This is a genomic window from Carboxylicivirga sp. (assembly GCF_982718395.1).
On the sequence record NZ_CEXQWX010000084.1, the window covers coordinates 1 to 26,358 of the forward strand.

21 protein-coding genes are annotated in these 26,358 nt (G+C 38.3%); 12 read left to right on the forward strand and 9 right to left on the reverse strand.

The genetic code is table 11. The features are described 5' to 3' along the window. Nucleotides 1-244: 244 nt before the first annotated feature. On the forward strand, nt 245-1,270 hold the full coding sequence (locus AC4MRQ_RS15320) for a response regulator (RefSeq protein WP_491198568.1): 1,026 nt from the start codon (nt 245-247) through the stop codon (nt 1,268-1,270). A gap of 3 nt (nt 1,271-1,273) precedes the next feature. Here the strand turns inward: AC4MRQ_RS15320 and mfd are convergent, their stop codons facing one another. Both mfd and fbp read right to left on the reverse strand, forming a co-directional pair. Then, nucleotides 1,274-4,639, reverse strand: a complete 3,366-nt coding sequence (gene mfd, locus AC4MRQ_RS15325; RefSeq protein WP_491198569.1) for a transcription-repair coupling factor — start codon at nt 4,637-4,639, stop codon at nt 1,274-1,276. Between the two features lie 132 nt (nt 4,640-4,771). Next, nucleotides 4,772-5,797, reverse strand: coding sequence for a class 1 fructose-bisphosphatase (gene fbp, locus AC4MRQ_RS15330; RefSeq protein WP_491198570.1), 1,026 nt, complete (start codon nt 5,795-5,797; stop codon nt 4,772-4,774). Nucleotides 5,798-5,960: 163 nt separating this feature from the next. Between fbp and AC4MRQ_RS15335 the strand changes: the two genes are divergently transcribed. Further along, nucleotides 5,961-7,220 (forward strand): aspartate kinase, encoded by a 1,260-nt coding sequence (locus AC4MRQ_RS15335; RefSeq protein WP_491198571.1) that lies wholly within the window; start codon nt 5,961-5,963, stop codon nt 7,218-7,220. Between the two features lie 243 nt (nt 7,221-7,463). Here AC4MRQ_RS15335 and AC4MRQ_RS15340 read toward each other — a convergent pair whose 3' ends face one another. The 4 genes from AC4MRQ_RS15340 to AC4MRQ_RS15355 form a co-directional block, all read right to left on the reverse strand. Beyond that, complete coding sequence (locus AC4MRQ_RS15340; RefSeq protein ID WP_491198572.1) at nt 7,464-7,970, reverse strand: hypothetical protein; 507 nt, start codon at nt 7,968-7,970, stop codon at nt 7,464-7,466. Between the two features lie 15 nt (nt 7,971-7,985). After that, nucleotides 7,986-9,323 (reverse strand): dihydroorotase, encoded by a 1,338-nt coding sequence (locus tag AC4MRQ_RS15345; RefSeq protein WP_491198573.1) that lies wholly within the window; start codon nt 9,321-9,323, stop codon nt 7,986-7,988. A 190-nt stretch (nt 9,324-9,513) separates the two neighbouring features. Beyond that, complete coding sequence (locus AC4MRQ_RS15350; protein WP_491198574.1) at nt 9,514-10,248, reverse strand: polyprenol monophosphomannose synthase; 735 nt, start codon at nt 10,246-10,248, stop codon at nt 9,514-9,516. Between the two features lie 159 nt (nt 10,249-10,407). Next, the gene (locus AC4MRQ_RS15355) at nt 10,408-11,757 is read right to left on the reverse strand and encodes a hypothetical protein (protein ID WP_491198575.1); all 1,350 of its coding nucleotides are present in this window, start codon (nt 11,755-11,757) and stop codon (nt 10,408-10,410) included. Nucleotides 11,758-12,117: 360 nt separating this feature from the next. Here AC4MRQ_RS15355 and AC4MRQ_RS15360 point away from each other — a divergent pair, with 360 nt between their 5' ends. The 6 genes from AC4MRQ_RS15360 to AC4MRQ_RS15385 all read left to right on the forward strand — a co-directional run bounded on the left by AC4MRQ_RS15360 (nt 12,118) and on the right by AC4MRQ_RS15385 (nt 19,555). Beyond that, nucleotides 12,118-13,173: a nickel-binding protein gene (locus tag AC4MRQ_RS15360; RefSeq protein ID WP_491198576.1), complete on the forward strand. Its 1,056-nt coding sequence runs from the start codon at nt 12,118-12,120 to the stop codon at nt 13,171-13,173. Between the two features lie 114 nt (nt 13,174-13,287). Further along, a complete protein-coding gene (locus AC4MRQ_RS15365) occupies nt 13,288-14,673 on the forward strand; it encodes an FAD-binding oxidoreductase (RefSeq protein ID WP_491198577.1) in 1,386 nt (461 codons plus the stop codon). A gap of 252 nt (nt 14,674-14,925) precedes the next feature. Continuing rightward, nucleotides 14,926-15,654: a DNA alkylation repair protein gene (locus AC4MRQ_RS15370; RefSeq protein ID WP_491198578.1), complete on the forward strand. Its 729-nt coding sequence runs from the start codon at nt 14,926-14,928 to the stop codon at nt 15,652-15,654. Between the two features lie 58 nt (nt 15,655-15,712). Continuing rightward, a complete protein-coding gene (locus tag AC4MRQ_RS15375; protein ID WP_491198579.1) occupies nt 15,713-16,720 on the forward strand; it encodes a carboxypeptidase-like regulatory domain-containing protein in 1,008 nt (335 codons plus the stop codon). 121 nt (nt 16,721-16,841) lie between these two features. Next, nucleotides 16,842-17,705 carry an SDR family oxidoreductase gene (locus AC4MRQ_RS15380; protein ID WP_491198580.1) on the forward strand — a complete coding sequence of 288 codons (864 nt, stop codon included), beginning with the start codon at nt 16,842-16,844 and terminating at the stop codon, nt 17,703-17,705. A 368-nt stretch (nt 17,706-18,073) separates the two neighbouring features. Next, a complete protein-coding gene (locus AC4MRQ_RS15385) occupies nt 18,074-19,555 on the forward strand; it encodes an alpha-L-fucosidase (RefSeq protein WP_491198581.1) in 1,482 nt (493 codons plus the stop codon). A 130-nt stretch (nt 19,556-19,685) separates the two neighbouring features. Here AC4MRQ_RS15385 and AC4MRQ_RS15390 read toward each other — a convergent pair whose 3' ends face one another. Continuing rightward, the gene (locus AC4MRQ_RS15390) at nt 19,686-20,066 is read right to left on the reverse strand and encodes a winged helix-turn-helix transcriptional regulator (RefSeq protein WP_491198582.1); all 381 of its coding nucleotides are present in this window, start codon (nt 20,064-20,066) and stop codon (nt 19,686-19,688) included. A 159-nt stretch (nt 20,067-20,225) separates the two neighbouring features. On the opposite strand from AC4MRQ_RS15390, the gene AC4MRQ_RS15395 reads away from it, so the two are divergent. The 3 genes from AC4MRQ_RS15395 to AC4MRQ_RS15405 all read left to right on the forward strand — a co-directional run bounded on the left by AC4MRQ_RS15395 (nt 20,226) and on the right by AC4MRQ_RS15405 (nt 22,747). Beyond that, entirely contained in the window at nt 20,226-21,077 is an 852-nt protein-coding gene (locus AC4MRQ_RS15395; RefSeq protein ID WP_491198583.1) for an SDR family oxidoreductase, read from the forward strand. Nucleotides 21,078-21,234: 157 nt separating this feature from the next. After that, the gene (locus AC4MRQ_RS15400; protein WP_491198584.1) at nt 21,235-21,612 is read left to right on the forward strand and encodes a nuclear transport factor 2 family protein; all 378 of its coding nucleotides are present in this window, start codon (nt 21,235-21,237) and stop codon (nt 21,610-21,612) included. A 64-nt stretch (nt 21,613-21,676) separates the two neighbouring features. Then, nucleotides 21,677-22,747, forward strand: coding sequence for a glycoside hydrolase family 53 protein (locus AC4MRQ_RS15405; protein ID WP_491198585.1), 1,071 nt, complete (start codon nt 21,677-21,679; stop codon nt 22,745-22,747). A 50-nt stretch (nt 22,748-22,797) separates the two neighbouring features. Here AC4MRQ_RS15405 and AC4MRQ_RS15410 read toward each other — a convergent pair whose 3' ends face one another. Together AC4MRQ_RS15410 and AC4MRQ_RS15415 are read right to left on the reverse strand one after the other, a co-directional pair. Next, nucleotides 22,798-24,456, reverse strand: coding sequence for a uridine kinase family protein (locus AC4MRQ_RS15410; RefSeq protein ID WP_491198586.1), 1,659 nt, complete (start codon nt 24,454-24,456; stop codon nt 22,798-22,800). A gap of 222 nt (nt 24,457-24,678) precedes the next feature. After that, complete coding sequence (locus tag AC4MRQ_RS15415; protein ID WP_491198587.1) at nt 24,679-25,158, reverse strand: Dps family protein; 480 nt, start codon at nt 25,156-25,158, stop codon at nt 24,679-24,681. 118 nt (nt 25,159-25,276) lie between these two features. On the opposite strand from AC4MRQ_RS15415, the gene AC4MRQ_RS15420 reads away from it, so the two are divergent. Beyond that, nucleotides 25,277-26,224: a hydrogen peroxide-inducible genes activator gene (locus tag AC4MRQ_RS15420; RefSeq protein ID WP_491198588.1), complete on the forward strand. Its 948-nt coding sequence runs from the start codon at nt 25,277-25,279 to the stop codon at nt 26,222-26,224. The last annotated feature ends 134 nt before the right edge of the window (nt 26,225-26,358 follow it).

Sequence of the window (26,358 nt, forward strand, 5' to 3'; positions counted from 1 at the left end):
GATACAATTATCCGATCTATATTATAACTAATTGACAACTCTGAAATGATTTTTTTATCAAGAAAATCGAAGTAGTCGGAACGTATAAGCTGACACTGGTCAAAAATCCCAAGTTTTACCTGTGTATTTCCCCTATCTATAACTAAATTCACTTTGCAAAATGATCAAAAATTCGTTTTACCAAAAAAACAGGCATCAAAGATACAAAACAGATTGTAGCCTGTTTTAAAATTCAGAATATTTTATGCGAAAAGTCCTTGTTGTTGAAGATGATAAGTTTATCTCGGCGATATTTACAATGTTTCTTCGTGAACTGGAGCACGAGTTAATTGGTAAATGTGCCGACGGAAGGGATGCTGTGGACCTTTGTCATCGATTAAGACCTGATGTGGTTTTGATGGATATACATCTGGAGGGTGAGATGGATGGAATTCAGACAGCCGAGCAGTTACGTCGCGAGCTGGATATTCCGGTTATCTATGTATCATCGGATACAAGTAGCCAAACGATAAAAAGGGCTATTGTTTCAAATTCATATGGTTACCTGGTAAAGCCTGTTAAGAAGAAGGAACTGGGTATTGCGATTGATTTAGCCTTTTATAAGCATAAAGTCGATCAGGAACAGCGCGAGCGTGAAAGAGGGTATCGTCAGTTTATCAGTGAGGCATCAATGCCGTTGATGGTTTTGCAACATGGGCGTGTGCAGTACTTGAATAATCTGGCTTTGGATTTATTCAAGACGCATTACATGGAAGATGTCTTAATGTCTCCATATATTAATTATATAGAAGAAAAGGACAAGGCGACGGTGGAGAGATTATTGAATGAGTTCCATGAAAAAGGAATTGGTTTTGAGAGTGTAGATGTTGCCATGAGAGATGTTCACGGGCAATCATTCTTTGCACAGATATCAGGAGCTTCAATTATCTTTAATAAGAAAAAGTCACTTCAGGTAACATTGGTTGATAACTCCAAAATCGTGTATGCTCAAAAGCGCAGTGATCTTTTGCTTAAATATTTAAGTCAGATCGGGCAACCATTTTTTATTACTGATGCACGACAAAAAATAAAAGCTGTTGCACAGCATCCGTTGTTTGAAGGTACAGATATGCAAGGGCAGCGAATCACTCAATTAAGCGATGTGTTTGAACAGACTGATAAAAAAGAAGGTGTAAACTATATTAAAGGGTCTGAAAAAGTGAACTTTACCGCCCATAAGATTTTAGACGCTAGTGACAAGGTTTATGAACTAATCTATATGCTTCAATAATTATTAAGTGGTAATAATCGTTTCAAACATCTCACTCACTGTACTTTTTACTTCCTTAATCGATTTCACATCTCTCATCACCAGATAAAGCTTTTCTTTTCCTTCCTTCATTGTTGCTTTTTTAGAGTTATGCTGAATCCACATTAATACACCACTAAACACAGGAGATTGGTAAAAAGGTGATTCCTGGTTCGAAACAAAATAGAAATACAACAGATTATTTTTGAAGATGATTTTCTCAACACCAAGTTGTTTAGCCATTCGACGAATACGCACCAATTCAAACAAGCGTTGACCGGATTCTGGTATCGGTCCGAATCGATCTACCAAATTATTTTCGAAATTAACCAGATCCTCTTCTTCTTCCATATTATCCAGTTCGCGATACAAATGCATCCGCTCAGCCACATTTTCAATATAGCTGTCAGGCAATCGAAGTTCAGTATCTGTTTCAATCAAACAGTCGGTTACAAAAACAGCTGGTGTGTTGTTATTGTGGTGTTCTTCTTCAAAAGTTTCCTTGTACTCGGTCTCTCTGAGTTCAAGTAAGGCCTCGTTAAGAATGCGCTGGTAGGTTTCATAACCAATATCAGAGATAAAACCACTTTGTTCACCACCCAGTACATCACCGGCTCCGCGGATATCCAAATCCTGCATAGCAATGTTAAAGCCGCTGCCCAGATCAGAAAATTCTTCAACAATCTTCAGTCGCCGTCGTGCTTCCTGCGTTAAAGTTGATAATGGGGGTGCCATTAAATAACAAAATGCCTTTTTGTTTGAACGGCCTACACGTCCACGAAGCTGATGCAATTCACTCAGTCCAAAGTTATGCGCATTGTTGATAATAATGGTATTGGCATTTGGAATGTCCAGACCTGATTCGATAATGGTGGTAGCAATTAAAACATCATATTCTCCCTCAATAAAGTCAAGCATTATTTTTTCCAGTTTAGGCCCTTCCATTTGTCCGTGGGCTACAACGGTTTTAACTTCCGGTAAGATGCGATTCACCAATGCCTGTACTTCCATGATGTTCTGAACCCGGTTATTAATGAAGAAAACCTGGCCGCCTCTTTCTACTTCATATAGGATGGCCTCTTTTACAATTTCTTCATTCATCACATGCAACTCTGTAATAATCGGATGACGGTTGGGAGGTGCCGTATTAAGGATGGACAAGTCACGGGCCCCCATCAGTGAAAATTGCAGAGTTCGGGGTATAGGAGTAGCCGTAAGTGTTAATGTATCAACATTAATTTTTAACTGTTTTAGTTTTTCTTTTATAGCTACTCCAAAACGTTGTTCTTCATCAATAATGAGCAATCCCAGATCTTTAAATTCCACATCTTTACCTGTGAGACGATGTGTGCCGATTAATATATCAACCAGACCTTCTTTCAGTTTCTTAAGAGCTGCTTTTGTGTCTTTGGATTTACGCAGACGACTGACATAATCGATATTGGCTGGAAATTCTTTTAAACGTTCCTTAAAAGTCTGGTAATGCTGCAAGGCTAATATGGTTGTTGGTACCAGTACAGCTACTTGTTTATTGTCGGCAATGGCTTTAAAGGCAGCACGAATGGCAATTTCAGTCTTACCAAAACCAACATCACCACATACCAAACGATCCATAGGAGTTGATTTCTCCATATCTCCTTTAACAGCAACTGTGGCTTTGGTTTGATCAGGCGTATCTTCAAAAAAGAAGGAAGCTTCCAGTTCTGTTTGCAGATAAGTATCCGGTGAGTAGGTAAATCCTGGTTCAGACTTACGTTTGGCATATAGGGCAATCAACTCACGGGCAATGTCCTTTACTTTTTTCTTGGTTTTGTCTTTCAGCTTTTGCCAGGCGGCGGTACCCAATTTATTCACTTTGGGAGGAGTGCCTTCTTTACCTTTGAATTTACTGATGCGGTGTAATGAATGAATATTGACCAGCAAAACATCATTGTCCCGATACACAAGACGGATAGCCTCCTGGTGTTTGCCGTTGACAGTTTGTGTCACCAGTCCGCCAAATCGACCAACACCGTGATCGATATGCACCACAAAGTCGCCCGGATTAAGACGACTTAATTCTTTCAATGAGATAGCTTGTTGAGCTGCTTTGGCTTTTTCAGTCCGAAGGGAGAACTTGTGGTAACGTTCAAATATTTGGTGATCGGTATAAAAACAGAATTGAGCATCATGGTCAATAAAACCTTCATGAAGGCTATGATTGATTTCATCGTATTTCAGTTTGATGCCCCGATCATGAAAGATGGCTTTGAGACGTTCAAACTGGCGAGGGTTATCGGAAAGAATAAAACATTCATATTGCTCACGCTGTTTCTCCTTCAGGTTTTCTTCGAGTATCTCAAAATTCTTGTGAAAGACAGGTTGAGGTGCTGAATTAAACTCAATAACAGTTGTAGCATTATCAGAAGCAGAATTGCCTAATGTAACAATTGGAAAGTTCAAACAGCTCTTATAAAAATCTTTAAAGGAGCAGGTGTTTTCCGGAGACAGAAAACTATAGTCTTTGTCATCCTCTTCCTCATTAACGTCAATGGTCTGCTTACTTATTTTATCAGCTATTACCGTCATTCGCTGGTCGATAAAATCAAACCTGTCAACCCATATTTTTGAATTTTTCGGCAGATAATCAGAAAGAGAAGTCAGCAATTGGGAGTTTTGATTCTCCGTCAGGTTAGGTACAATGGTGACTTGTTCAAGCTTTTCTTTTGATAGCTGGTTTTCCAGGTTAAACTTACGAATGCTGTCAACTTCATCACCAAAGAAGTCGAGGCGATATGGATCTTCATCTGAGAACGAGTAAACATCAATGATGCTTCCGCGAACCGAATACTGCCCCGGTTCAAAAACAAAATCAACCCGTTGAAAATGATATTCAGTCAATACGTCGGTGATAAATGAAATATCCAATTGATCGCCAGCGTTAATAATCAATCGGTTTTCGTCCAGTGATTCGGCCGAAATAACTTTTTCAACTAGAGCCTCAGGATAGGTGATGACAAAAAGCTCCTTATTAGAGCTGTGAAGCTGGCTTAAAGCCTCCGTTCGAAGCAGCACATTTTGTGAATCCTTTTGACCATATTCCGGCGAACGTTTGTAGGAGGATGGTAAAAAAGATACATGACTGGAGCTAAGTAGTTGAGAAATGTCGTTATAAAGATAAGCAGCTTCTTCACGATCGTTAAGCACTACAAGGTGAGGTCCTTCATTTGCCAGCGAAGCCTGAATAACAGCTTTTTGGCTTCCACTTAATCCTTTAAGGTTGATTTGCTTGTTGGATTCTCTGAGCTGACTTCTAAGTTGCTCAATTCGTTCATCGTTTTTATAAAACTCCAGTATCTGATTTATCTCCACATTATCCGATTTTGGGCAAAAGTAATTGAAAATTATGAGGAGGGGAAACTCAGTTGATAATCAAAAAAAAACAGGTCCTCCGAGCCGTAAAGCTTTGAAGACCTGTTTCTGAGTATATAAAACGCGTATCTATTAACTGTTGTTACCGTATTTTTTCAGATAGTTTTCTACCCTTTGTACCATGTTTTTCGAACCGGTATAAAACGGTGTTCGCTGATGAAGTGACGATGGTTGTAACTCCATAATGCGCTGTACGCCGTTAGTAGCCATTCCTCCGGCCTGTTCAGCTAAAAAGGCAATAGGATTACACTCATACAATAAACGCAACTTTCCTGTTGGAGCATTTTCAAATTCAGGATAAATGAATATTCCGCCTTTTAGCAGATTACGATGGAAATCAGATACTAACGAACCAATATACCTGGAAGAATAAGGACGACTGGTTTTTGTATCTCTCTCCTGGCAGTATTTAATATATTTCTTAACGCCTCTTGGGAATTTCTTGTAATTACCTTCGTTTACCGAATAGATGGTTCCGTCTTCTGGTGTTTTTACCATTTGGTGCGATAAGCAAAACTCACCGATTGAAGGATCGAGCGTAAAACCATTAACACCATTTCCGGTAGTATACACCAACATTGTTGAGCTACCATAAAGAATGTAACCTGATGCTACCTGTTCTGTTCCTTTTTGCAGAAAATCTTCCATTGTAGCCTTCGAGCCTTCGGGCGTTTTCCGCTTGTATATTGAGAAAATGGTGCCGATTGAAACATTAACGTCTATGTTGGAAGAGCCGTCCAACGGGTCCATCATAAATACATATTTTGCATTTTTGGCAATCTCATCATCAAAGAAGATAAAGCTCTCATTTTCTTCGGATGCAATAGCACAAATCTCTCCACAACTATGCATAGCATCAATAAAGTACTCGTTAGCAATAACGTCCAGCTTTTTCTGATCTTCACCCTGTACATTGGTGTTGCCCGCTTCGCCTAAAATGTCTACTAGTCCTGCTTTATTAACTTCGCGATTTACGATTCTTGCCGCAGTACCCAGGTGATGAAGCATGTGAGAAAAGCCGCCATCTGCTTTATAATCCAGCTCCATCTGGCTTTTCAGAATAAATTCGTTCAGGGTGGTAACTTCAAATTTTGTCATGAATATTGGTATTAGATTATAGTTTGAAAGATAAACTAAAGCTTTGATTGATAACAATGACAAGACTCACTTGTTGTGCGCCGAAAGGAAAAAGTTATAAATTGAAAGTGTATTTTTCTTTTGTTGGTTTTTGCGAAACCAAGCGAAGATGTAAATTTATGGCATGAGAGTATTTAAGTTTGGTGGTGCGTCGGTAAAAGATGCTGCAGGGGTTAAAAACCTGGCTCAGATTGTTAAGCAGTATGATGAGCAGTTGATTGTGGTTGTATCGGCCATGGGCAAGACAACCAATGCTATGGAAGCGATTGTTGAAGCTTATATGAACCGGGATAAAGCCTTGCTTGTTGAGCGATTGGCAGCAGTCAATAACTATCATCAACAAATTGTTAATGATTTGTTTGGTATAGGTAATCAATGTATTACTTCGTTAAAAGATCAGCTGGAGGCTAAGCTGATGAGCGAACCGTCGCTTAATTACGATTTTGAATATGATCAGATTGTGCCCTTTGGCGAATTGATGAGTACCACAATTGTAAGTTCTTACCTAAATACAGTCGGATTAAATAATGAATGGCTGGACATTAGAAAATATATCCGGACCGATGATACCTACAGAAGTGCAAATGTAGACTGGCCATTGACCGGGGAGTTAATGGGGGCTAAAATTGAAGGTAATGGAAATCGTTTGTTTGTAACCCAAGGGTTTATTGGATCAACAGAAACGAACCTGACAACTACTTTGGGACGGGAAGGATCGGATTTTACAGGCGCTATTATTGCTCATGTTTTGGATGCAAAAAGCCTTGAGATTTGGAAAGATGTGCCTGGGGTTCTGAATGCTGATCCCCGATGGTATCCGCAAGCCAGGAAGATTGATGAGTTATCGTATTGGGAAGCCATCGAATTGACTTACTATGGTGCCCAGGTTATTCATCCTAAAACCTTAAAACCTCTGCAGAACAAGCATATTCCTTTGTTGGTTAATTCCTTTATCAATCCTGAGAAACAAGGTACGGTTATTCAAAGCAGCGAACAAAATGCTGAACTCCAACCAATTTACGTTTTGAAACGTAACCAGATATTGATTTCTATGTCGCCCAAGGATTTCTCATTTATTATTGAAGAGAGTCTGAGCGATATTTTCCAGATTTTCTCCAAACATCGGGTGAAGCTAAACATGATGCAAACATCAGCTCTTAATTTTTCGGTTTGTGTAGATGAATCGAAACGTATTAAAGCTGTCATTGAAGAATTACAGCAACAGTTTGATGTGCGTTATAATGAAAATATGGAGTTGGTTACGATCCGTCATTATACTGAAACCGCAATCGAAGAGATGCTGAAAGGTAAAGAGGTTGTGGATTCGCAGGTGAGCCGCAAAACAGCCCGATATGTGTTGAAGGCTTCGGAGTGGATGTTTTAATGTTGGTCAATTCCTCTGAAACACTTTTCCAATAACATCAACCTATATTTGTTCTCTTTCTAAATAAGAAAGAGTGTTTAAGTCATCGAAAAATAAAATTTCCCCCTTGGTGAAGGGGGGGTTGTTTAGATGGAGCTTTAAGTTAATCGATTTTAGGGGGATTGATCTAAGTCGAAATGACACTTAAGATTGTTGGTGTTTGCTGTAATCGACAGGTGATCAAGGTGTTGTGAGAGTAGGTGTTTAATTCAACTTCACATAAAACGCCGCCTTATAACCTCTCAACTCACCATCTTCAGATAAGTATTCATAAGCCAATAATACGGCCTGCACTTTTTTAGTCATGATAAGCTCTTGTTCATCAAAATGCCAGGTTTCCCAAAACTGAACCTTAGCCACTTTATCACGACTGAAATCAGCTTGTTGTTCAATGTCTTTTACTTCAGAGATTGACAACTCTTTATGATTATTGTAACTATATGCTTTGGCCTTATGCTTATATACAACATTAAAAAGTTGATCAACAAATTTTTCACGTTCCAGACGACTCAGGCATTGCTCTGTCCAAGTGTCATTAGGATCAGCATTTTTGATTAAAACCGGGTAGATAATGGTGTCGGCTACGCAAATACCGGTAACATCATTTCCGGAGATTGAGGAGGTTTTAGGACTTTGCTTACAGGCTTGTAAAGCAACAAAGAAGCACATAGCCGCAATGACCATGTGCTTTATATATTTCGAGTTGTTCATTATAATTTATTTTAATTACCTGTCAAAACTTAGGCGCTCACCTCTGGTCTCAGTATTAACTTTCCCATCAGTATAAGCAAGCTGTCCATTCACCAAAGTGTGAACTACTTTGTGTGAGAATGTTGTACCCTCAAAAGGTGACCAGCCACACTTATACAGAATGTTGTCAGGTTTAACCTCCCAGCTATTATTTGGATCAACCAAAACAAGATCGGCTTTATAACCTTCGCGAATGAAGCCGCGTTTCTCAATTTCAAACAAAATTGCCGGGTTGTGGCTCATCTTCTCAACAACTAGTTCATAAGTAAAAATGCCTTGCTGAACCATTTCAAGCATCGAAACTAAGGCATGTTGTACCAACGGACCACCAGAAGGTGCACTAAAGTATTTGTTGTTTTTCTCCTCGATGGTATGAGGTGCATGATCGGTTGCAACTACATCCAGATTATCTGCGATTAAGCCTTTTCGCAGAGCATTGCGGTCACGTTCTGATTTTACCGCCGGATTCCATTTAATTCGTGAGCCATATTTATCGTAGTCCTCATCAGTAAACCAAAGATGATGCACACAAACTTCACCTGTTATTTTTTTCTTAGTTAACGGCATATTTTTATCCAGTAACTCTAACTCTTCAGCCGAGCTAAGGTGCAGGATATGTAGTCGGGCTCCATGTTTACGTGCCAGCTCAGATGCTTTCTGCGAAGATTTATAACATGCTTCAGCAGAACGAATCACCGGGTGATATTTAAATGGCATATCCTCGCCAAACTTGTTTTTATAAATAGTGGTATTCTCCTGTATTGTTGCCTCATCCTCACAATGGGTGGTGATAATGGTCGGACATTCGGCAAAGATGCGTCCCAGAATATCTTCATTATCAACCAGCATATTTCCTGTCGATGAGCCCATAAAAACTTTCACCCCACAAACTTTTTTAGGATCGGTTTTTAGGATTTCATCAATATTGTCGTTAGTTGCACCCAGATAAAACGAGTAGTTGGCTGGAGATGTAGCTGCCGCTACTTTGTATTTCTCTTCCAGAATTTCATGAGTTGTTGCCTGTGGTTTGGTGTTAGGCATCTCCATAAACGATGTGATCCCACCTGCTACCGCAGCTCTTGATTCACTTTCAATATTTGCCTTGTGTGTCAGTCCCGGCTCACGAAAATGCACCTGGTCATCGATCGCTCCCGGCAGTAGTAGCAGGCCTTCGGCATTAATCACTTTATCTGCTTCAGGTAGATTATTATCTGTAATGATTTGCTTGATCAGATCGTTTTCGATTAAAACACTACCATTCATTTTTTTGCCTTCGTTAATGATGGTGGCATCCTTTATTAATAGCGTCGACATATTGTGTTTTTTTAGTTTATGAGTTTAACAGTTGAGAGGTTGATGGGTTTAGTATTTAGGGTTCAGTGTTCGGGGGTTAGGGTTCAAAGTTTTGAGTTTTAAGTTTAGTCAGTGACAAAGGTCTTAATAAATAGAACTAAAATCCATAACCCAAACCTGCTTCTTAACAAATCAAACATCTACAATTCAATTAGCGCTTATAAGATTTGAACCAGCTCGCAACTTTCATTTTAATAACACCCCATACAGCTTCATTAAAGATGCCGCCACTCATCTTAGAAGTGCCCTGAGTACGGTCTGTAAATACGATTGGTACTTCAACAATGTTAAAGCCAAACTTCCACGTGGTAAATTTCATTTCAATCTGGAATGAGTAACCTTTTAATTTAATATTGTCCAGATCGATGGTCTCCAGTACTTTTCGACTGTAGCACTTGAAGCCGGCAGTCGTGTCCATTATTTTCATGCGGGTAATAAAGCGCACATAAACCGATGCGAAATAAGACATAAGCACCCGTCCCATTGGCCAGTTAACTACATTAACACCTGATATATATCGTGAGCCAATGGCCAGATCAGCTCCGTTAAGGCAAGCATCGTGCAAACTAATTAAGTCTTTTGGCGGATGTGAGAAGTCGGCATCCATCTCAAAAATATAGTCGTAACCATGTTCCTTGGCCCACTTAAATCCGGTTATATAGGCCGTGCCTAATCCTAGTTTACCTTCACGTTCCAATATGTGTAGCTGACCCTGGTGCGATTCCATCAGTCGCTTAACAATGTCAGCAGTTCCATCGGGTGAGTTATCGTCAATTATTAATATTTCGAAGCGTCGGGGTAAAGCGAACACAGCAGAGATGATGGCTTCAATATTTTCTTTTTCGTTGTAGGTGGGTATAATAACCAGGTTGTGTGTATTCTCCATAATTGCTTATTCAAGCTTAATTGGGTCTGCCCAAATCGTGATACCAAATTTTGAACCGCTAAAGGTAATAAGAAACTGTTTAAGTTTTATCCTTTGGTTCATTTTGACGATTTAAACTACTGCCTACTGACTAAGACTAACAACTAACAAACTATTGCTTTACATATCCATTGAAAAACTAAATCCAATGTAGAATTGGTTGTCTGGTCTTAAGAATTCAAGTGTCTGGTCATAAACCATCTGATCTTTTGGCGAGAACGGGATGGTATAAATATCACCGATAAGAAATCCAAGTAATGCGCTTTTCGAGATAAATTTAATTGGTCCGCCAATTCGGATACCACCTTCAAAATAGGCCAGGGGTGATCCGCTATGCTGTGTTTCAATGCTTGGGTCATCTCCCGAAAAGGTTGATTCGTTTTTATAACCCAATCCAAGTCCCAGGTAAGGATTGATCTGGAATTTAGGGCGGATATCAATCAGGTAAGTTTCAATTCCCAGGTTAGCCTGCAAATACTGTCCACGGGCAAACGGGTGTGAGGCAATGGTTTTTGTGGTATATGTGCCGTACATGTATCCCAGTGACGAATTAATGGGATGCTCCATAATTGTAAACAGTTGCCATTTATAATTGGAGTAATAGCCACCTCTGTCGGTTAAAGCTTTAAAGTCAACCATTAAATCATTAGAGGCATACTCCTGTTGATCGCCGGTATTCAATAGATTAATACCAATTCTTCCGTAACCGTATTTTGTTGTGGGGAATATATCATAGCTTAAAGTGAAAAAAGCAACATTTTGTGAAAAGCTAAGCTTCAAACCGGTTTCTTTGGCTGAAATAGCTTTTGTGGTTGTAGAGCCATACATATTATTGCTTTGATAGGCCAGGGTAAATGCAAGGTAGTTGCTGGTTGCATGGCCATAAATCAGACTTGATCCAATATTAATATATGTAGAATAACGGCTGGCATGGTAAAAATCTAAGTGGTTGCTGGCTGATAAAAGGTGTGTTGGATTGATCTGGTAATTATGCTTGACCATAATGCCTGCTAAAGCTGACACCTTAATACTTTCATAATCGTAGGGCAGGAATACCAATGGTTCGTCAACGTCTTCATGTACGCTGTTTTGCAAATCCTCGCCACCAAGATCACCGCTTAATACGATTCCCAAAGTCGGGTAAAAACCGATCTGATGTTTCTCAAAAACTTTGTAGTTCGCTCGTATTAGTAACTCATCCAGACGTCCTTCATTTAAAGGATTTCCTATACTTCTGTTGGTCATGCCCGAGTAGCATGATTCAAATAAAAGATTATTATTGTGGTTATACCTCAAATCAAACCCCATTGTTCGGTAATCATCCTTATTAGGGGCCAGTGCTCCATTGTTGGAATCGTTAAGGAAACCAATACTAAGTATGTTGAATTTAGAGGGAGGAACGGTATCAGTCTGTTGAGAACTTAATTGTATGGTAACAAACAGGAGGGTAATTAAAATGTTGGAACGCACAAAAATTGAGTTTAATGTTTAGTGATTAGAGATTAGTGTGTTTTATTATAGTTGGTTTGTTCAGGTTAAGTTCTGGTTTTTGTAGTTATATAAGGTCGAAGTTATTATTTTTTTCAATGGCAGTCAATTGTATAGATCTTGTGAACATTTTATAACCTCTGGATTATAGAATAAGTTGAGTGTCTTGCGGAACTTGTTTAATTGAAGTATTTTAGAGGGTGTACCTTTTGAAAGGTAGCTGGTAATTCCAGCTAAATACAATTAATATCTCTAGCCTTATCAAAGAATGAGTTTAACCTTTTTGATTTAAGCTCTTGTTTCATTTAAACGAAATCAATTTTAAGATATATGCCTTTGTTTATGGATATTCATACAGTAGATTCAGATGCATTTACTGTAGAAGACGTTGTTAAGGCGCATATGGAAGATTTGGCAATACAAGACAAATTTGGCGTTAAGCAACTAAAATATTGGGTGAATGTTGATGCGAAAACAATATTCTGTCTTATGGAAGGGCCGGATAAGGAAGCATGTAATGAGGTACATAAGCAATCGCATGGCAATACCGCGTGTAACATCATCGAAGTATCTGATGATGAATATAACCTTTATCTGGGCATTGGTAAGGACCATAATGATTTAGCTCAAACAGAGGCAGGAGAAATTGACACCGGGTATCGCACAATTTTATTAATGAACTACATAGATGTCAAAGGGAATTTTAGTCGTTACGTTAATATTGTTAATAAGATAATAGAACAACATAATGGTGTTTTAATTGTGCAGCCCAACAATGCAGTAATGGCTACATTTATTTTTGCATCAGATGCCATAAACTGCTCCAAGGCCATCAAAAAAGCATTAACACCGATACCGGATGATTTTGAATTTGTTATGGCCTTGGCCAGCGGAAGGCCGGTAGACGAAAAGGGAGATAATCTGTTTGAAGAAACAAAGCAAAAAGTCAGGCACTTATGTGCACTGGGCTTATTAAACACCATTTATATTGATGCGGAAACAAAGACTCTTTCGCAAAAAGAACATACCCCTTCTGCGATACAACAAACAGTTTTCTATGTTGTAGGAAACGAGGAGTTTAAATTTCTATATCATTTATATACTGCGTTGGAAAGTAATTTGTACAATGCCAGTTTTAAAAGCAGCTCATTACCTTCCATATTGGGGCATAGCAAATCTAAGGCTTATCGGAAAATATCATCCTTAACTGGCATGGCCCCAAATCAGCTTATACAAGAAATGCGCTTACGTAAGTCTCTTAACCGAATCATTCAGGATGGGTGTACAATTGCTGAAATAGCTTATGGTTTAGGTTTCAATAGTTCAACTTATTTTGCTAAAGTATTTAAGAAGAGATATCACATTCAACCAACTTTATTTGCAAGGCAACATTCCTGATGAGCCTCGAAAGTAAGTTTGAATCAATTGTTTCAGGTTTTGATTCAATAGTGTTTTTTTTCGGGAGCTCTACGTTGCAACTTTGTAGGAGTTAATTTATTAAACTCTTACAAGATGGAACTGAAGGATAATAAAATTGATGAGCTGAAGGCTCAAATCATTGGCGATGTATTACTTTCTGGTGATTCAGGCTATGATGATGCAAGAGCCATATGGAACGGTATATTTGACAAAAGACCTGCCGTTATTGTGCGATGTGCCAATACAGGCGATGTGATGAATGCAGTGAATTTCGGACGGGATAATGATCTTATTATCGCCATTAAGGGAGGTGGGCATAATTCTGCTGGAACAGCGGTTTGCGAAGGTGGAATTATGATTGATCTATCCCTGATGCAGGAAGTTAAGGTTAATACTAATAATAACACTGTTAAAGTTCAGGGAGGTTGTTTACTTAGTACTGTTGATGCCGAAACCCAAAAGTACGGTCTTGCTGTCTCTGCCGGGATAGTATCACATACAGGGGTCGGTGGTCTGGCTCTTGGTGGTGGATTTGGCTGGATAAGCAGAAAGTACGGACTTACAATTGACAATTTAATCTCAGCTGAGATAGTAACTGCAGAGGGTAAAGTAGTAACGGCCAGCTTATCGGAGAATTCCGACTTGTTTTGGGCTATAAAGGGTGGCGGTGGCAACTTCGGTATTGTTACAAATTTTGAGTTTAAGGCAGCAGAAATTGGAACTGAAGTACTATCGGGCCCCATTGTGAAAGGATTTGGAAACATGAAAGAATATATTCAGTTTCACAGAGAGTATATTCGAACAATGCCTGATGAAATGACCATGTGGATGGTAATTCGCCATGCTCTGCCTTTACCATTTCTTCCCGAATCAGTCCATGGCCAGTTGGTTATTATTTTACCATTTGTATGGTTAGGTGATCCTGAAAAAGGGCAAAAACTTCTTCAACCTATTCGTGACTTTGGTGAAACTCTGGGAGACGGAAGCGGCATGCACCGATGGACAGATTGGCAATCTGCATTTGATGGATTAGTGGAACATGGAGCCCGCAATTATTGGAAATCGCATCATTTAACAGAACTGTCTGATGATTGCATCGATGCGTTTAAGGAGTATGCGCTAACTATGCCAAGTAAAGAATGTGAGATTTTTGTTCCTCACATGGAGGGGGCTCCAAGCCGGATTCAATCTGATGCCACAGCATTCCCACACAGAAATACACCATTCGTTCTTAATATTCACACACGCTGGCAAGATGCCAAAGGTGACGAAAAGGCCATTGAATGGGCTCGTGAGTTTCATCAGGCAACCCAGCCATTTGCTAAAGGTGTTTACGTAAATTTCTTAAGTGCAGAAGGAGCAGACCGGGTCAAAGAAGCTTACACAAGTGAAGTATGGAAACGATTGGTGGAATGTAAAAGAAAGTGGGATCCTAAGAATTTGTTTAGAATGAACCAGAATATTAGTCCTGACAGCTAATTGGATCATTAAAAAAGGGATATAAAGCATCCGGAGTGAGGTAGTTGTTCTGATATCTATAAAACTTTTTAATTGTATTCATTATCATGGGAAATGTAATTGTTCATTGGAATTTTTAAAGTAAAAGATTATTTGTTACTACAAATTATAATAACTTGCACTTTAAGCAATGATTGTTTGTTGATTATCAATTGTATTGCTGTCTTCTGACTAAAAACTAACGAGCAATTAAATAACCAAATATCCCATAAAATGATAAACGAAAAATTCAACGAAATCACAGCCTTTTGTAAGGCTAATTCCAGCACAGAGATAATAAAGAAATACAGCAGGTATTTTAAAGAGGGCTTTGATGGTTACGGCATCGAACAAAAGGTTTTTGAGCAGCAGAGAGATCAATGGATTGAGCAATGGAAAGATGAGATGACCTTGGAAAATTATTTGGATCTTGGAGATTTGATCTTTCAAAAAGGTCGTTACGAAGAAAAATCATTCGTCATCGCATTTATTCATTCAAAACGAGACGCTTACACCAAGGAAGCCTTTACGAGAATTGGTAATTGGTTCGATTACGGAATTGATAATTGGGCCACCACCGATGTTTTGTGCATGTTGGTTTTTTCAAGCTTTCTTATTGATAATGTTATTGGTTTTGATGAGTTAAAGTCCTGGAATAAATCAGAATCAGAATGGCAAAGGCGGGTTGTACCGGTTACTTTAGTCGAGTTACTCAAAAAAGACCTGCAGCCCGGAGATGCCCTTTCAACAATAGAGCCTCTAATGCTGGATCAGTCGGAATATGTGCAAAAAGGTATTGGCACCTTATTACGTGGCTTATGGAAGAAACATCCTGAAAGTATCGAAACTTTTTTACTGAAATGGAAGGATCAATGCGGCCGGTTAATAGTGCAATATGCAACTGAGAAAATGGATAAGGAGTATCGTAAGAAATTCAGGAAGACAAAGAGCCAAAAAGTATAGTGTAAATGAGATACGAATTATAAGTATAAGCAGTTTCATAATCAAACCTAACCCAGCTGTGAAACCAATAATGCAATTATTTTTTCTGCTTCATATTTGCTTAGCATCAAATGCGCAGGAAGTAACCGGTCGTGTATTAGATAAGGAAAGTAATCAACCAATTTGTTTTGCAACCGTGTATTTCAACGGTACTTTTATAGGAACATCAACGGATGACAAAGGCTACTTCCAATTGAATGTTAAGAAAAGCAGCGAAATGCCAATAACCATTAGTGCGATAGGATATTACTCGCACAATGAACACAATTACAGCGATTCAATACCTTTAGTTATTCGTCTTCAGCCAAAAATATATGAATTAAAAGATGCAACTGTTTCGGCAGAATCGCTTGAGCGCAAAAGAAGGCGTTATCTGCGTTTGTTTAAGGAAGAGTTTTTGGGAACTACGACCAATGCTGAGAAATGCGAGATTCTCAATGAAGAGGATATTACTTTTAACTATTATTCGGATAAGGACACTGTAAAAGCTTTTACATCCAAACCGTTAGTTGTTGTAAATCGGGCTTTGGGATATAAAATCAACTACTACCTTGATAAATTTGAATATTATAAAAAAGACGGTGCTACTTTTTTTACCGGTAATATGATATTTGAAGAAGATTTATCTGTTGCTGCAGATGGAAAACAAGCTTTTAAACATCGCCGACAAGCCAGTTATAATGGTTCACGCATGCATTTTTTCAGAGTACTTTGGTTTGAAGGTCTGGAAGCTTCGGCTTTTAGAATTCGAAACACAGATTATACGCTACTTTCTACACCAGAGATTGTACAAATGGATAAGAGTTTTAATAAGTTTCTTGAATACTCGGGGAAGCTATTGATTAGTTATGAAAATAGCAGAAGCCTGATTGAATTTATTAATTCTCCTGTCTATTTTGATAAAACAGGTTTTTTTAATCCCGGAATCAAGTGGAGTGGAAAAATGGCTCTGCAACGAGTAGCCGATTGGTTACCATATGAATATAAGCCAAGTGATCCTGTTTCGGAGAGTTCAGTAGAGTTGTAGATACTTATTGTCGAAATCACCTGATTTGCGGAAGGTGTTCTATGTTCTTGGTTTTGAACAAACAACCATGGCTGCTGTTTTGCTTTATGAATGAATTTCTTAATTGCAAAATATTATACATATGGAAAAAAAAGTTGTGCTGATTACAGGCACTAATAGCGGATTTGGTTATCTGACCGCACGTTCTTGTGCGGAAAAGGGCTATACAGTTTATGCCACTATCAGAGACATTAATGGCAGAAATGCTGAAAAGGCAAAAGAGTTATCAGCTGTTGAAAACATCAACGTAGTTGAGCTCGATGTAACAGATGGTGAAGGTGTAAAGCAGGTTGTTGCCAATGTTATCGCAAAAGAAGGTCAGTTGGATGTAGTGGTTAATAACGCTGGATTCTACGGAGGTGGTGTTGCTGAGACATATACAGCCGATGATCTTGAGAAGATGTTTGATGTGAACGTAAAAGGTGTTTGGCGGGTTGCTAAAGCCAGTCTACCGCAGATGCGCAAACAAGGTGAAGGTTTAATTGTAAACATTTCGAGTGGTTTGGGACGCTTCTCGGCTCCGTTTATGACCATTTACAACGGAACTAAATTTGCTGTTGAAGGCCTGACTGAGGGATTGCATTACGAAGTACGACCTCTGGGTGTGGATGTTGTGTTGGTTCAGCCAGGAGCATTCCCGACAGAGATATTTGGAAAAGTAGCTTATGGTTCAGATCAGAATGTAGCTGAAGGTTATGGCGATTTGGCCAAAATTCCACAGCAAATTGGTGAAGGTATGGGGCAGATGTTTGAAACAGTCAAGCCTAATCCACAGATGGTGGCCGATGCTGTACTCCATTTAATTGACACACCCAAAAGCAAGCGCCCACTGAGAACTGTTGTAGATGCAATGACTGGTGAGTTTATTGAAAGTGCCAATAAGCAGGTGGCGGAGCAATATGCCGGATTTTTGACTGCCTTTGGAATGAAGGATTTGTTAGCTTAAAGCTATAATTAAGTATTTATGTTTTTTAATAACCCACTATGCATTTACGCATAGTGGGTTAGTTGTTTTATTGACTCCCATTCAAACCTCAAAATCAAGGAGGTGGTTCGTGATCGCCGATTAAGATGTTTATTTTAATAGTTGGTGCATAAAACGTTAATAGATTTGGGGTTTTATATGCTTGTTTTTTTATAGTTGACTGTATGAATCGAAGCTTTTCGTAAGTGAATTGTTGTTGATAAAGAGTGTTCTGAACAAACACAATTAAAAGCGAACATTTATACCCCTAATTGCTCTTTGTTTCTGTGATAATGTGTATGTTGAAATGTATACCTTGCCGTTCATTATCTAACGTCAAATTCCAAATCATGAAAAACATTAGTCTGTTAGTACTACTTGTTAGCTTTCACTTGCTTTCTTTTTCTCAGGCAATCTATGAGGATGAAAGATACGTACCGGAAACTGATCCATTAGTTTTAGAAAAGGTTAAAGAATGGCAGAACTTAAAATTTGGCCTGTTAATGCACTGGGGTTCATATAGCCAATGGGGCATTGTTGAGTCATGGTCTTTATGTCCCGAAGAATATGGTTGGTGCAGACGAACAGCAGGTACCAATCCGGATAACTATTTTGCATATAAGCAGGAATACGAAGGGTTAATCAAAACGTTTAATCCTAAAAGCTTCAATCCAGATAAATGGGCCGATGCTGCCAAAAAAGCCGGTATGAAATATGTTGTTTTTACAACCAAGCATCACGATGGCTTCTGTATGTTCGATAGTAAGTACACCGATTATAAGATCACAGCACCAGATTGTCCGTTTTCAAGTCATCCCAAAAGTAATGTTACCAAAGAGATTTTTGATGCATTCAGAGATAAAGGAATGTGGGCCGGAGCCTATTTTTCAAAGCCCGATTGGCATGTGGAAAGTTACTGGGATCCTAAGTACCCGCCACGTGACCGTAATGTGAATTATGAGCCGGAAGCTAACCCCGAAAGGTGGCAGGAATACATAGATTTCACCCATAACCAAATGTTAGAGTTAGTGTCTGATTATGGTAAGGTTGATATTATGTGGCTCGATGGTGGCTGGGTAGCCAAAACTCCAAAGAGTCAAATTACCAGTTGGTACGATGCACAACTAAAGAATAATGAAAATGGTTATTTAAAACACCGCATAATCAATCAGGATATTAAGATTGATGAGTTAGTGGTTAAAATGAGGAAAAAGCAACCAGGATTAATTGTTGTAGACAGGGCAGTTCACGGTAAAAACCAAAACTACCTGACACCAGAAAATCGTGTGCCAGAGAAAGAGTTACCATATCCGTGGGAATCATGCATTATCTCAGGCGGTGGTTGGTCGCATACAAAAAATGCTAAGTACATGAGTGGGCATGAAGGAGTGCAGATGCTTGTTGATATTGTGGCCAAAGGCGGAAACCTTTTGTTGAATATTGCTCCAACGCCAGAAGGTGAATGGCAACCGGGTGCCTATGAGTTGCTTGAAGAATATGCGAAGTGGATGAAGGTTAACAGCGAAGGTATATACAATAGCAAAGCCATGGCTCCATATAAGGAGGATAATATCTGTATGACTCAGCAAGAAAATGGGAATGCATACTTTTTCTATATGTGTGATAAAGGTGAGGTTTCAATGCCTTCTGAGATTATAGTTGCCTCGCATCAACCAGCAAAAGGAGCTCAGGTTAAGCTTCTGGGATATAATAAGCCATTAAAATGGAAAAAAGTCGATGAAGGCTTTAAGGTCATTATACCAAAGGAATTACAAAGAAAACCACCATGCAAGCATGTTTGGACTGTTAAGGTGTCTGAATTGAAGCAATAACTATTGGTGGCAAGACAAGATTACAATCTTGTTGTTTAATCGTTGAGAGGTTAGTTTAATAAATAGGGTAAATGTGAGAAAAGCAGTCATTTCCATACAAAGGAATGGCTGCTTTTTATTTTAATACTTGTCAGTTATTCAGGCTATTGTTAAAACTCTCACGAGAAGTTATTATATCTGCCATATGAGTATTCGCCCATTCAGCTAATTGATGGAGATGTGGTAAAAGGGATTTGCCTCGTGGAGTTAATTCATATTCCACCTTAGGAGGTATTTGTGGATATACTGTACGCTTAATTAACCCATCGGCTTCAAGAGCTTTAAGTGTTACAGTAAGCATTTTTTGCGATATAGTTCCAATGTATTTATGTATCTCGTTAAAACGTAATACAGGAATTTCATCGAGTAGCATCAGAACCAGCATCGACCACTTATCTCCAATCCGGTCTACTACATTTCTTACAGGACAGTGTCCTGCATTCGTAAATTTTTCAAATATTTTTTTCTCCATATCTGTCTGATTAGTAATAATACTTACTTTAAGGTAAGTGTCTGAAAGTTAAGTAAGTTGTTGTTTGTGATTCAGTTTCTTTTTAGCTTTGACTTACCAAAAGTAAGTATATTACTTAAGGTAATCAAAAAGGTCAATTAATTAATTTATAGGTAAGATATGAAAATAGGAATTACAGGGGCGACTGGTCAATTGGGACAGATCGTTATTGAGAAGCTTAAAGAAGAAACAAGTGCAGAAAACATTGTTGCATTAGCTCGAACTCCAGAAAAAGCCGAAAATCTGGGTGTAGAGGTAAGAAAACTTGATTTCGACCAAGTTGAAGGTCAGAGTGAAGCTCTCAAAGGAATTGATAAACTGTTACTTATATCGGGCAGTGAGATTGGTAAACGGGCCGTTCAGCATGCCAATGTTATTAATGCAGCTAAACAGGTAGGTGTCAGGTTTATTGCCTATACGAGTTTGTTAAGAGCTAATACTTCAACTATTTCGTTGGCTGGCGAGCATTTAGAGACAGAACAAGCATTAAAAGACTCTGGCATACCCCATGTTTTACTTCGTAATGGATGGTATACCGAGAACTATACAGCTTCACTTCCAGATGTGATTAAGATGGGCACTTTATATGGTAGCTCAGGTGATGGTCAAATATCTTCAGCAACCCGTATTGATTATGCTGAAGCGGCGGTAAAAGTCTTATCAACAGAAGGACATGAGGGAAAGGTTTATGAGTTAGCAGGTGATTCATCTTTCACCATGAGTGATTTTGCTGCAGAACTAACTGTTCAAACGGGTAAAGATATTCCATATGTCAATCTTCCTGTAGAGGAATATGAACAAGCGCTTATAAAGACTGGCTTACCTGAACCTTTTGCTCAGTTTTTGGCTGGCTCACATGTTTCTACGGAAAAGGGAGATCTGTTTGAAGATGGTCATCAGCTTTCAAAATTGATTGGGCGTCCAACTACTTCATTGAAGGTTGCTATTTCAGATGCATTAGAACTAGTTTAATAACTAGAGTTTAATTAATGAGTCTGCAGGTTTTGATGCTTGCAGACTCATTATTGATCTGAGAAATCCATAATTTACCCGACTTATCTAAATCAATTAACACTATAGCGGATGATGATTTTTTATTCGAACTTGTCATTTGTAAAAAGTAGGTTTTATGAATTTAGAAGACAATAAATCGAACGCGATCGCCTTTTATAAAATGGCCTATGAAGGAAATCCAGCAAAGGCGGTTGAATTGTATGTTGGTGAAAAATACATTCAGCATAATCCCGATGTATCAGACGGGACAGTTGGATTTATAGAGTATTTCGAACGTATGCAGCGCGAATATCCAGAAAAATCAATCGAGTTTATCCGTTGCATTGCTGAGGGTGATTTGCTAGCCTTGCATACGCACCAAACCTGGCCGGGAAATGATGAATATGTTACTATGGACTTTTTCCGTTTTGATACAAATGGCAAGATTATAGAACATTGGGATGCAATTCAACATATACCTGATAAAATAGCTCACAATAACGGGATGTATTAAAAAGCAATGTATTAGTTATAGTATCAGTATTATATTTGTACTGCTTACTCATTGATGTATTATTATGAGGATTTTGCTGTCCGTTATATTGCTTGTTATCACCATTAGCTCTTGTAAAAAAGAGACAAAGGAATACACACCAAAAGAAGATGAATGGATCGTTTCTGCTGTGGATATTTCCCGCTATCCTGAAATCATGGAGACCAATCCTTCTTTTTATGATTTTAATGGCACACCAGTTGATTTTTTATCTATGCTTAAAGTGTGTGGAGTTAATACCGTTCGTCTACGACTTTGGGTTGAACCAAAAGATGGTCATTCAGGTTTTGAAGAGGTCAGGCAATTTTCTCAATTGTTAAAATCAATGGGATTTGACATTTGGTTGACGGTTCATTATTCGGACAAGTGGGCAGATCCATCTCAGCAAACTTTACCAAAACAATGGCAAGGTGTGAGTTATCACGATTTAACTGATAGTGTATATAAATATACTCAACACTTAATCACCGAATTAAAACCCACTATTATTCAGGTTGGAAACGAGATAAATAATGGTTTTTTGCATCCGCATGGTCATATCAATCAACCTAAACAATTTATTGAGTTGCTTAATACTGCTATTGATGCCATTAGAGATAATTCTGATTCTACACAGATAATGCTTCACTATGCAGGAATTGATGAAGCAGTCTGGTTTTATGAACAAACTCAAAGTGTAGATTACGACTTAATAGGATTATCGTATTATCCGATTTGGCACGGAAAGGATTTGGATGAGTTAGGTACAACAATGCAAAAGTTGAATGTCGATCATAATAAAAAGGTGCTTATTGCAGAAACTGCATATCCTTTTACGCTTGGCTGGAACGATTGGACGAATAATATTGTAGGTTTAGAAGAGCAATTGATATTACCCGATTATCCTGCATCTGAAAGTGGACAACGAAATTTTGTTGATGCCATTAAGTACATTAGTTCAGATCCCGAATATGGCGCCGGCTTCTGCTATTGGGGCGCTGAATTGATTGCGTGGAAAGGAACAGAGGCGACTGATGGTTCACCATGGGAAAATCAGGCACTTTTTGACTTCAGGAATCAAGCATTACCGGTTTTAAATAGTTTTAAAATTGATTAATAAAGAAGCCCCGGCATTAATTACAGAGGCTTCAACATATTAACATTTTATTAGTAATTGAAACTACTACCACCCAGGAACTCTCTGATGATTGAGGTTGGTGGTATTTCAGTTGGTTGAATAGGTTTAAAGTAACTAAAGAAATTTAGCAGTCGCTTTGCTTCCGCATACTCCGGTTGATTTGGCTGAACTTCCAGCAGTATTGATTCAGCTTGTTGCTTTAGAACCGACAATTCATATAGCAAGGCTGTATTAAACATCACATCGGCTTCCTCTTGGTATGGAAAAATGTGAGCATCTTCACCACGACGTACACTTGGCCAACGCGAAATAGTATCTTGTGCTGAATAATTTCTGTATTTATAATCACGAACGATTCGGCGAATCAGACGATTGTCGGTAGTGTGGATCAGGTTCTGATTATCGATATTAACTGAAGTTAACGCTGAAACGTAAATCTTAAATTTCGACTGGTCAGGAATCAGATGTGTCAGTTGTGGATTTAAGCCATGAATGCCTTCTACAATAAGGATATTGTCTTCATTCATCCGTAGTTTTTCTCCATCAAAATAGCGTTGACCAGTTTCAAAATTAAACTTTGGAATTTCTACCTCTTTACCAGCCAGAAGATTAAGTAATTGCTCATTGAACAGTTCCACGTCCAATGCATTTAAGGCCTCAAAATCGTATTCGCCATTTTCATCCAGTGGTGTATTTTCGCGGTTTACAAAGTAATTATCCAGGGACAGGTTGACTGGTTTCATGCCCGCAACCATCAATTGTATGGCTAAACGTTTACCAAATGTAGTCTTTCCACTCGAAGACGGACCACTGATCAAAACCAATTTAACAGACTTCTTTCGTTCGTCTATCATATCAGCTATGTGCCCGATTTTCTTTTCATGCAAAGCCTCTGATACTTTAATTAATGTTTCGGCTTTACCATTTGAACATGATTCATTAATATCAGCAAGATTCCTAACATTAAGAACTTTGTTCCATTCGGCAAATTCCTGGAAAATATCAAACATCTTATTCTGAACAACAATGTCTTCCAGTTCATCCGGTTGTGAACGTTTGGGTATTTGAAGCAGCATGCCATTATAGTATTTGATAAGGTCAAATACTTTAAGATAACCGGTTGAAGGAACCAGATAACCATAGTACAATCCTATATGCTTTTCAAGCTGATGATAGGATGTATAAAGTTGTCCACGATGGCGTATCAAATCTGTCTTATCAGTTTGATTTTGCTCTTCAAAGCGGTTGATAACATCTTCTGATTCCTCCTGTCTGCGAATAAATGGGGTGTCAGAATCAATTATTACTTTCATCCTGTTTTGTATCGCTTGTACATCTTCAAGAGTTAATTCTTCACCTTCAACCGAGCAGTAGGTGCCTTTCGAAACTGAATGCTCAATACGTAATTGAGCTTTGGGATATAGTTCTGCAACTACTTTATGCAAGACTAAAGACAAACTGCGGATGTACATGCGCATACCATCAGGACGTGTAATGTCTATGAATTCAATTGTCTTAGGATGGTATAACTCGTATGATAATTCACGAAGCTTATTGTTGACATATGCTCCTAGAATTGGTGTTTTAAGCTTGATACCGAGGTCTTTGGCAACCTCTTCTAAAGTTGTGCCAATTTTGTAACAGCTAACTTTATTATTATTGAGGCATCTTATATGAACAGTTTTCATTGCGTTATATTTATAATTTGGCTAATAAAAATAGAATAATTACTGAAGATTGACTTGAATATTTGCTTAAAATGGGTGAAATACATATTGAAGTGGGAATTTCTACTAAATATGAAAAATGATTAAAGCAATGTCGCCAAATTTAAAAGAATATGAAATTCTCAAAAACGAAAAAAGCGCCCGATTAAATCAGGCGCTCTCTGAGATCAAAATAGTTTAAGCTTATTTGGTCAGCCATGAATGTAACATCCAGATTGTTTTTTCTTGCTGGCTTATATAGTCTGTTAGTAAAGTTAAGGTACCTTCATCTTCAGCTTCCTGGGCTAATGGTAACATCGCTTTTTCGACTTTTACCAGCGTTGCCATATTTTCCAATGTCAGTTCCATACACTGGTTACCATCTGTAATGTTTTTCGCAGTTTGTATTTCTGCTGTTTCAATATAGTCTGCAAATACATGCATTGGTGTACCACCTAAGGTTAGTATACGTTCTGCAATCTCGTCGATCTTTACAACTGCATCGTTGTATAGTTCTTCAAATTTCAGGTGTAATTCAAAGAATTTTTCACCTTTAACGTTCCAATGGAAGCCTCTCAAGTTCTGGTAAAATAGTTGGTAGTTGGCAAGGAGATTATTAAGGTCATTAATCAATTGTTCGCTTTCTTGTTTTTTAAGTCCTAAAAGTTCGTTAATTGTCTTCATAATAAATCGTTTTTCTTGTTTTTAATTTCTGTTACAAATATATCTGTGTCGACAATATCAATCAAATAGATAAATTTTATATATTGCATCAATTTAATTTATAATAACTGAAATTCAGATGCTTGGACTTAATTTACAGCAGTTAGAATATTTGGTGGCCGTTGATAATTATAGGCAATTCACCATTGCGGCAGAAAAATGCTTTGTAACACAGCCTACTTTGAGTATGCAGATCAAAAAGGCTGAGGAACAATTAGACATCGTTATATTTGACAGAACAAAGCAACCCATATTAACAACACCGGTTGGACAAAAGATTATTGACCAGGCACGAGTTGTTATTAACGAGTACAATCGTTTGGAAGAAATTGTGCGTGAAGAATCGGGAAGGATTGAAGGAAATTTGAATATTGGTATTATACCATCACTGGCGCCCTATTTACTGCCATTATTTGTTGGTCATTTCAAAAAGAATAATCCTTTGGTCAATATCTCTTTTAAAGAGATGATTACTGAAGAGCTGGTAAAAGCGCTGAAAAAGGATTTATTGGATGCTGCAATATTAGTAACGCCATTGGAGGAAAATGATATTATCGAGCAGCCATTGTTTTATGAAGATGTTTTGATATATGCTCATCCTGATCACTCGTTGCACAAAGTTGAGACTTTAACGGTGGATATGCTTACATCATCGGGCTTATGGTTGTTGGATGAAGGACATTGTTTTCGATCACAAGTACTAAACCTATGTGAGTTGCAAGAGAATGTGAGCTCTGAACTACCATTGCATTTTGAGAGTGGTTCTTTGGATACCATTCGTAAGATGGTAGATACTGAAGGGGGTTATACATTATTACCTGGTTTAGCTACCGAGGAACTGGCTTTCGATATGCATAAGCAGGTAAAAGAATTTGAATCACCTGTTCCGCTTCGTGAAGTGAGTTTGGTTTATTCACGAGCCTTTTACAAGCGCTTGTTGCTTGATCGACTTTCAGAATCAGTTAAAGTTTCAGTACCTGAAGAAATGCTGCATAACGATCGTGGACACGTTGTTGAATGGAAGTAATGTTAGTAACGAATTGTTAGTTACTTATCCGATGAATATTTACACATCGTTAATATTCATCGGATAAGTAATTAAACCTCATATATAGACGATTATTGATCCACTATTGATTGCCATATCGTCTTGAGATCGGA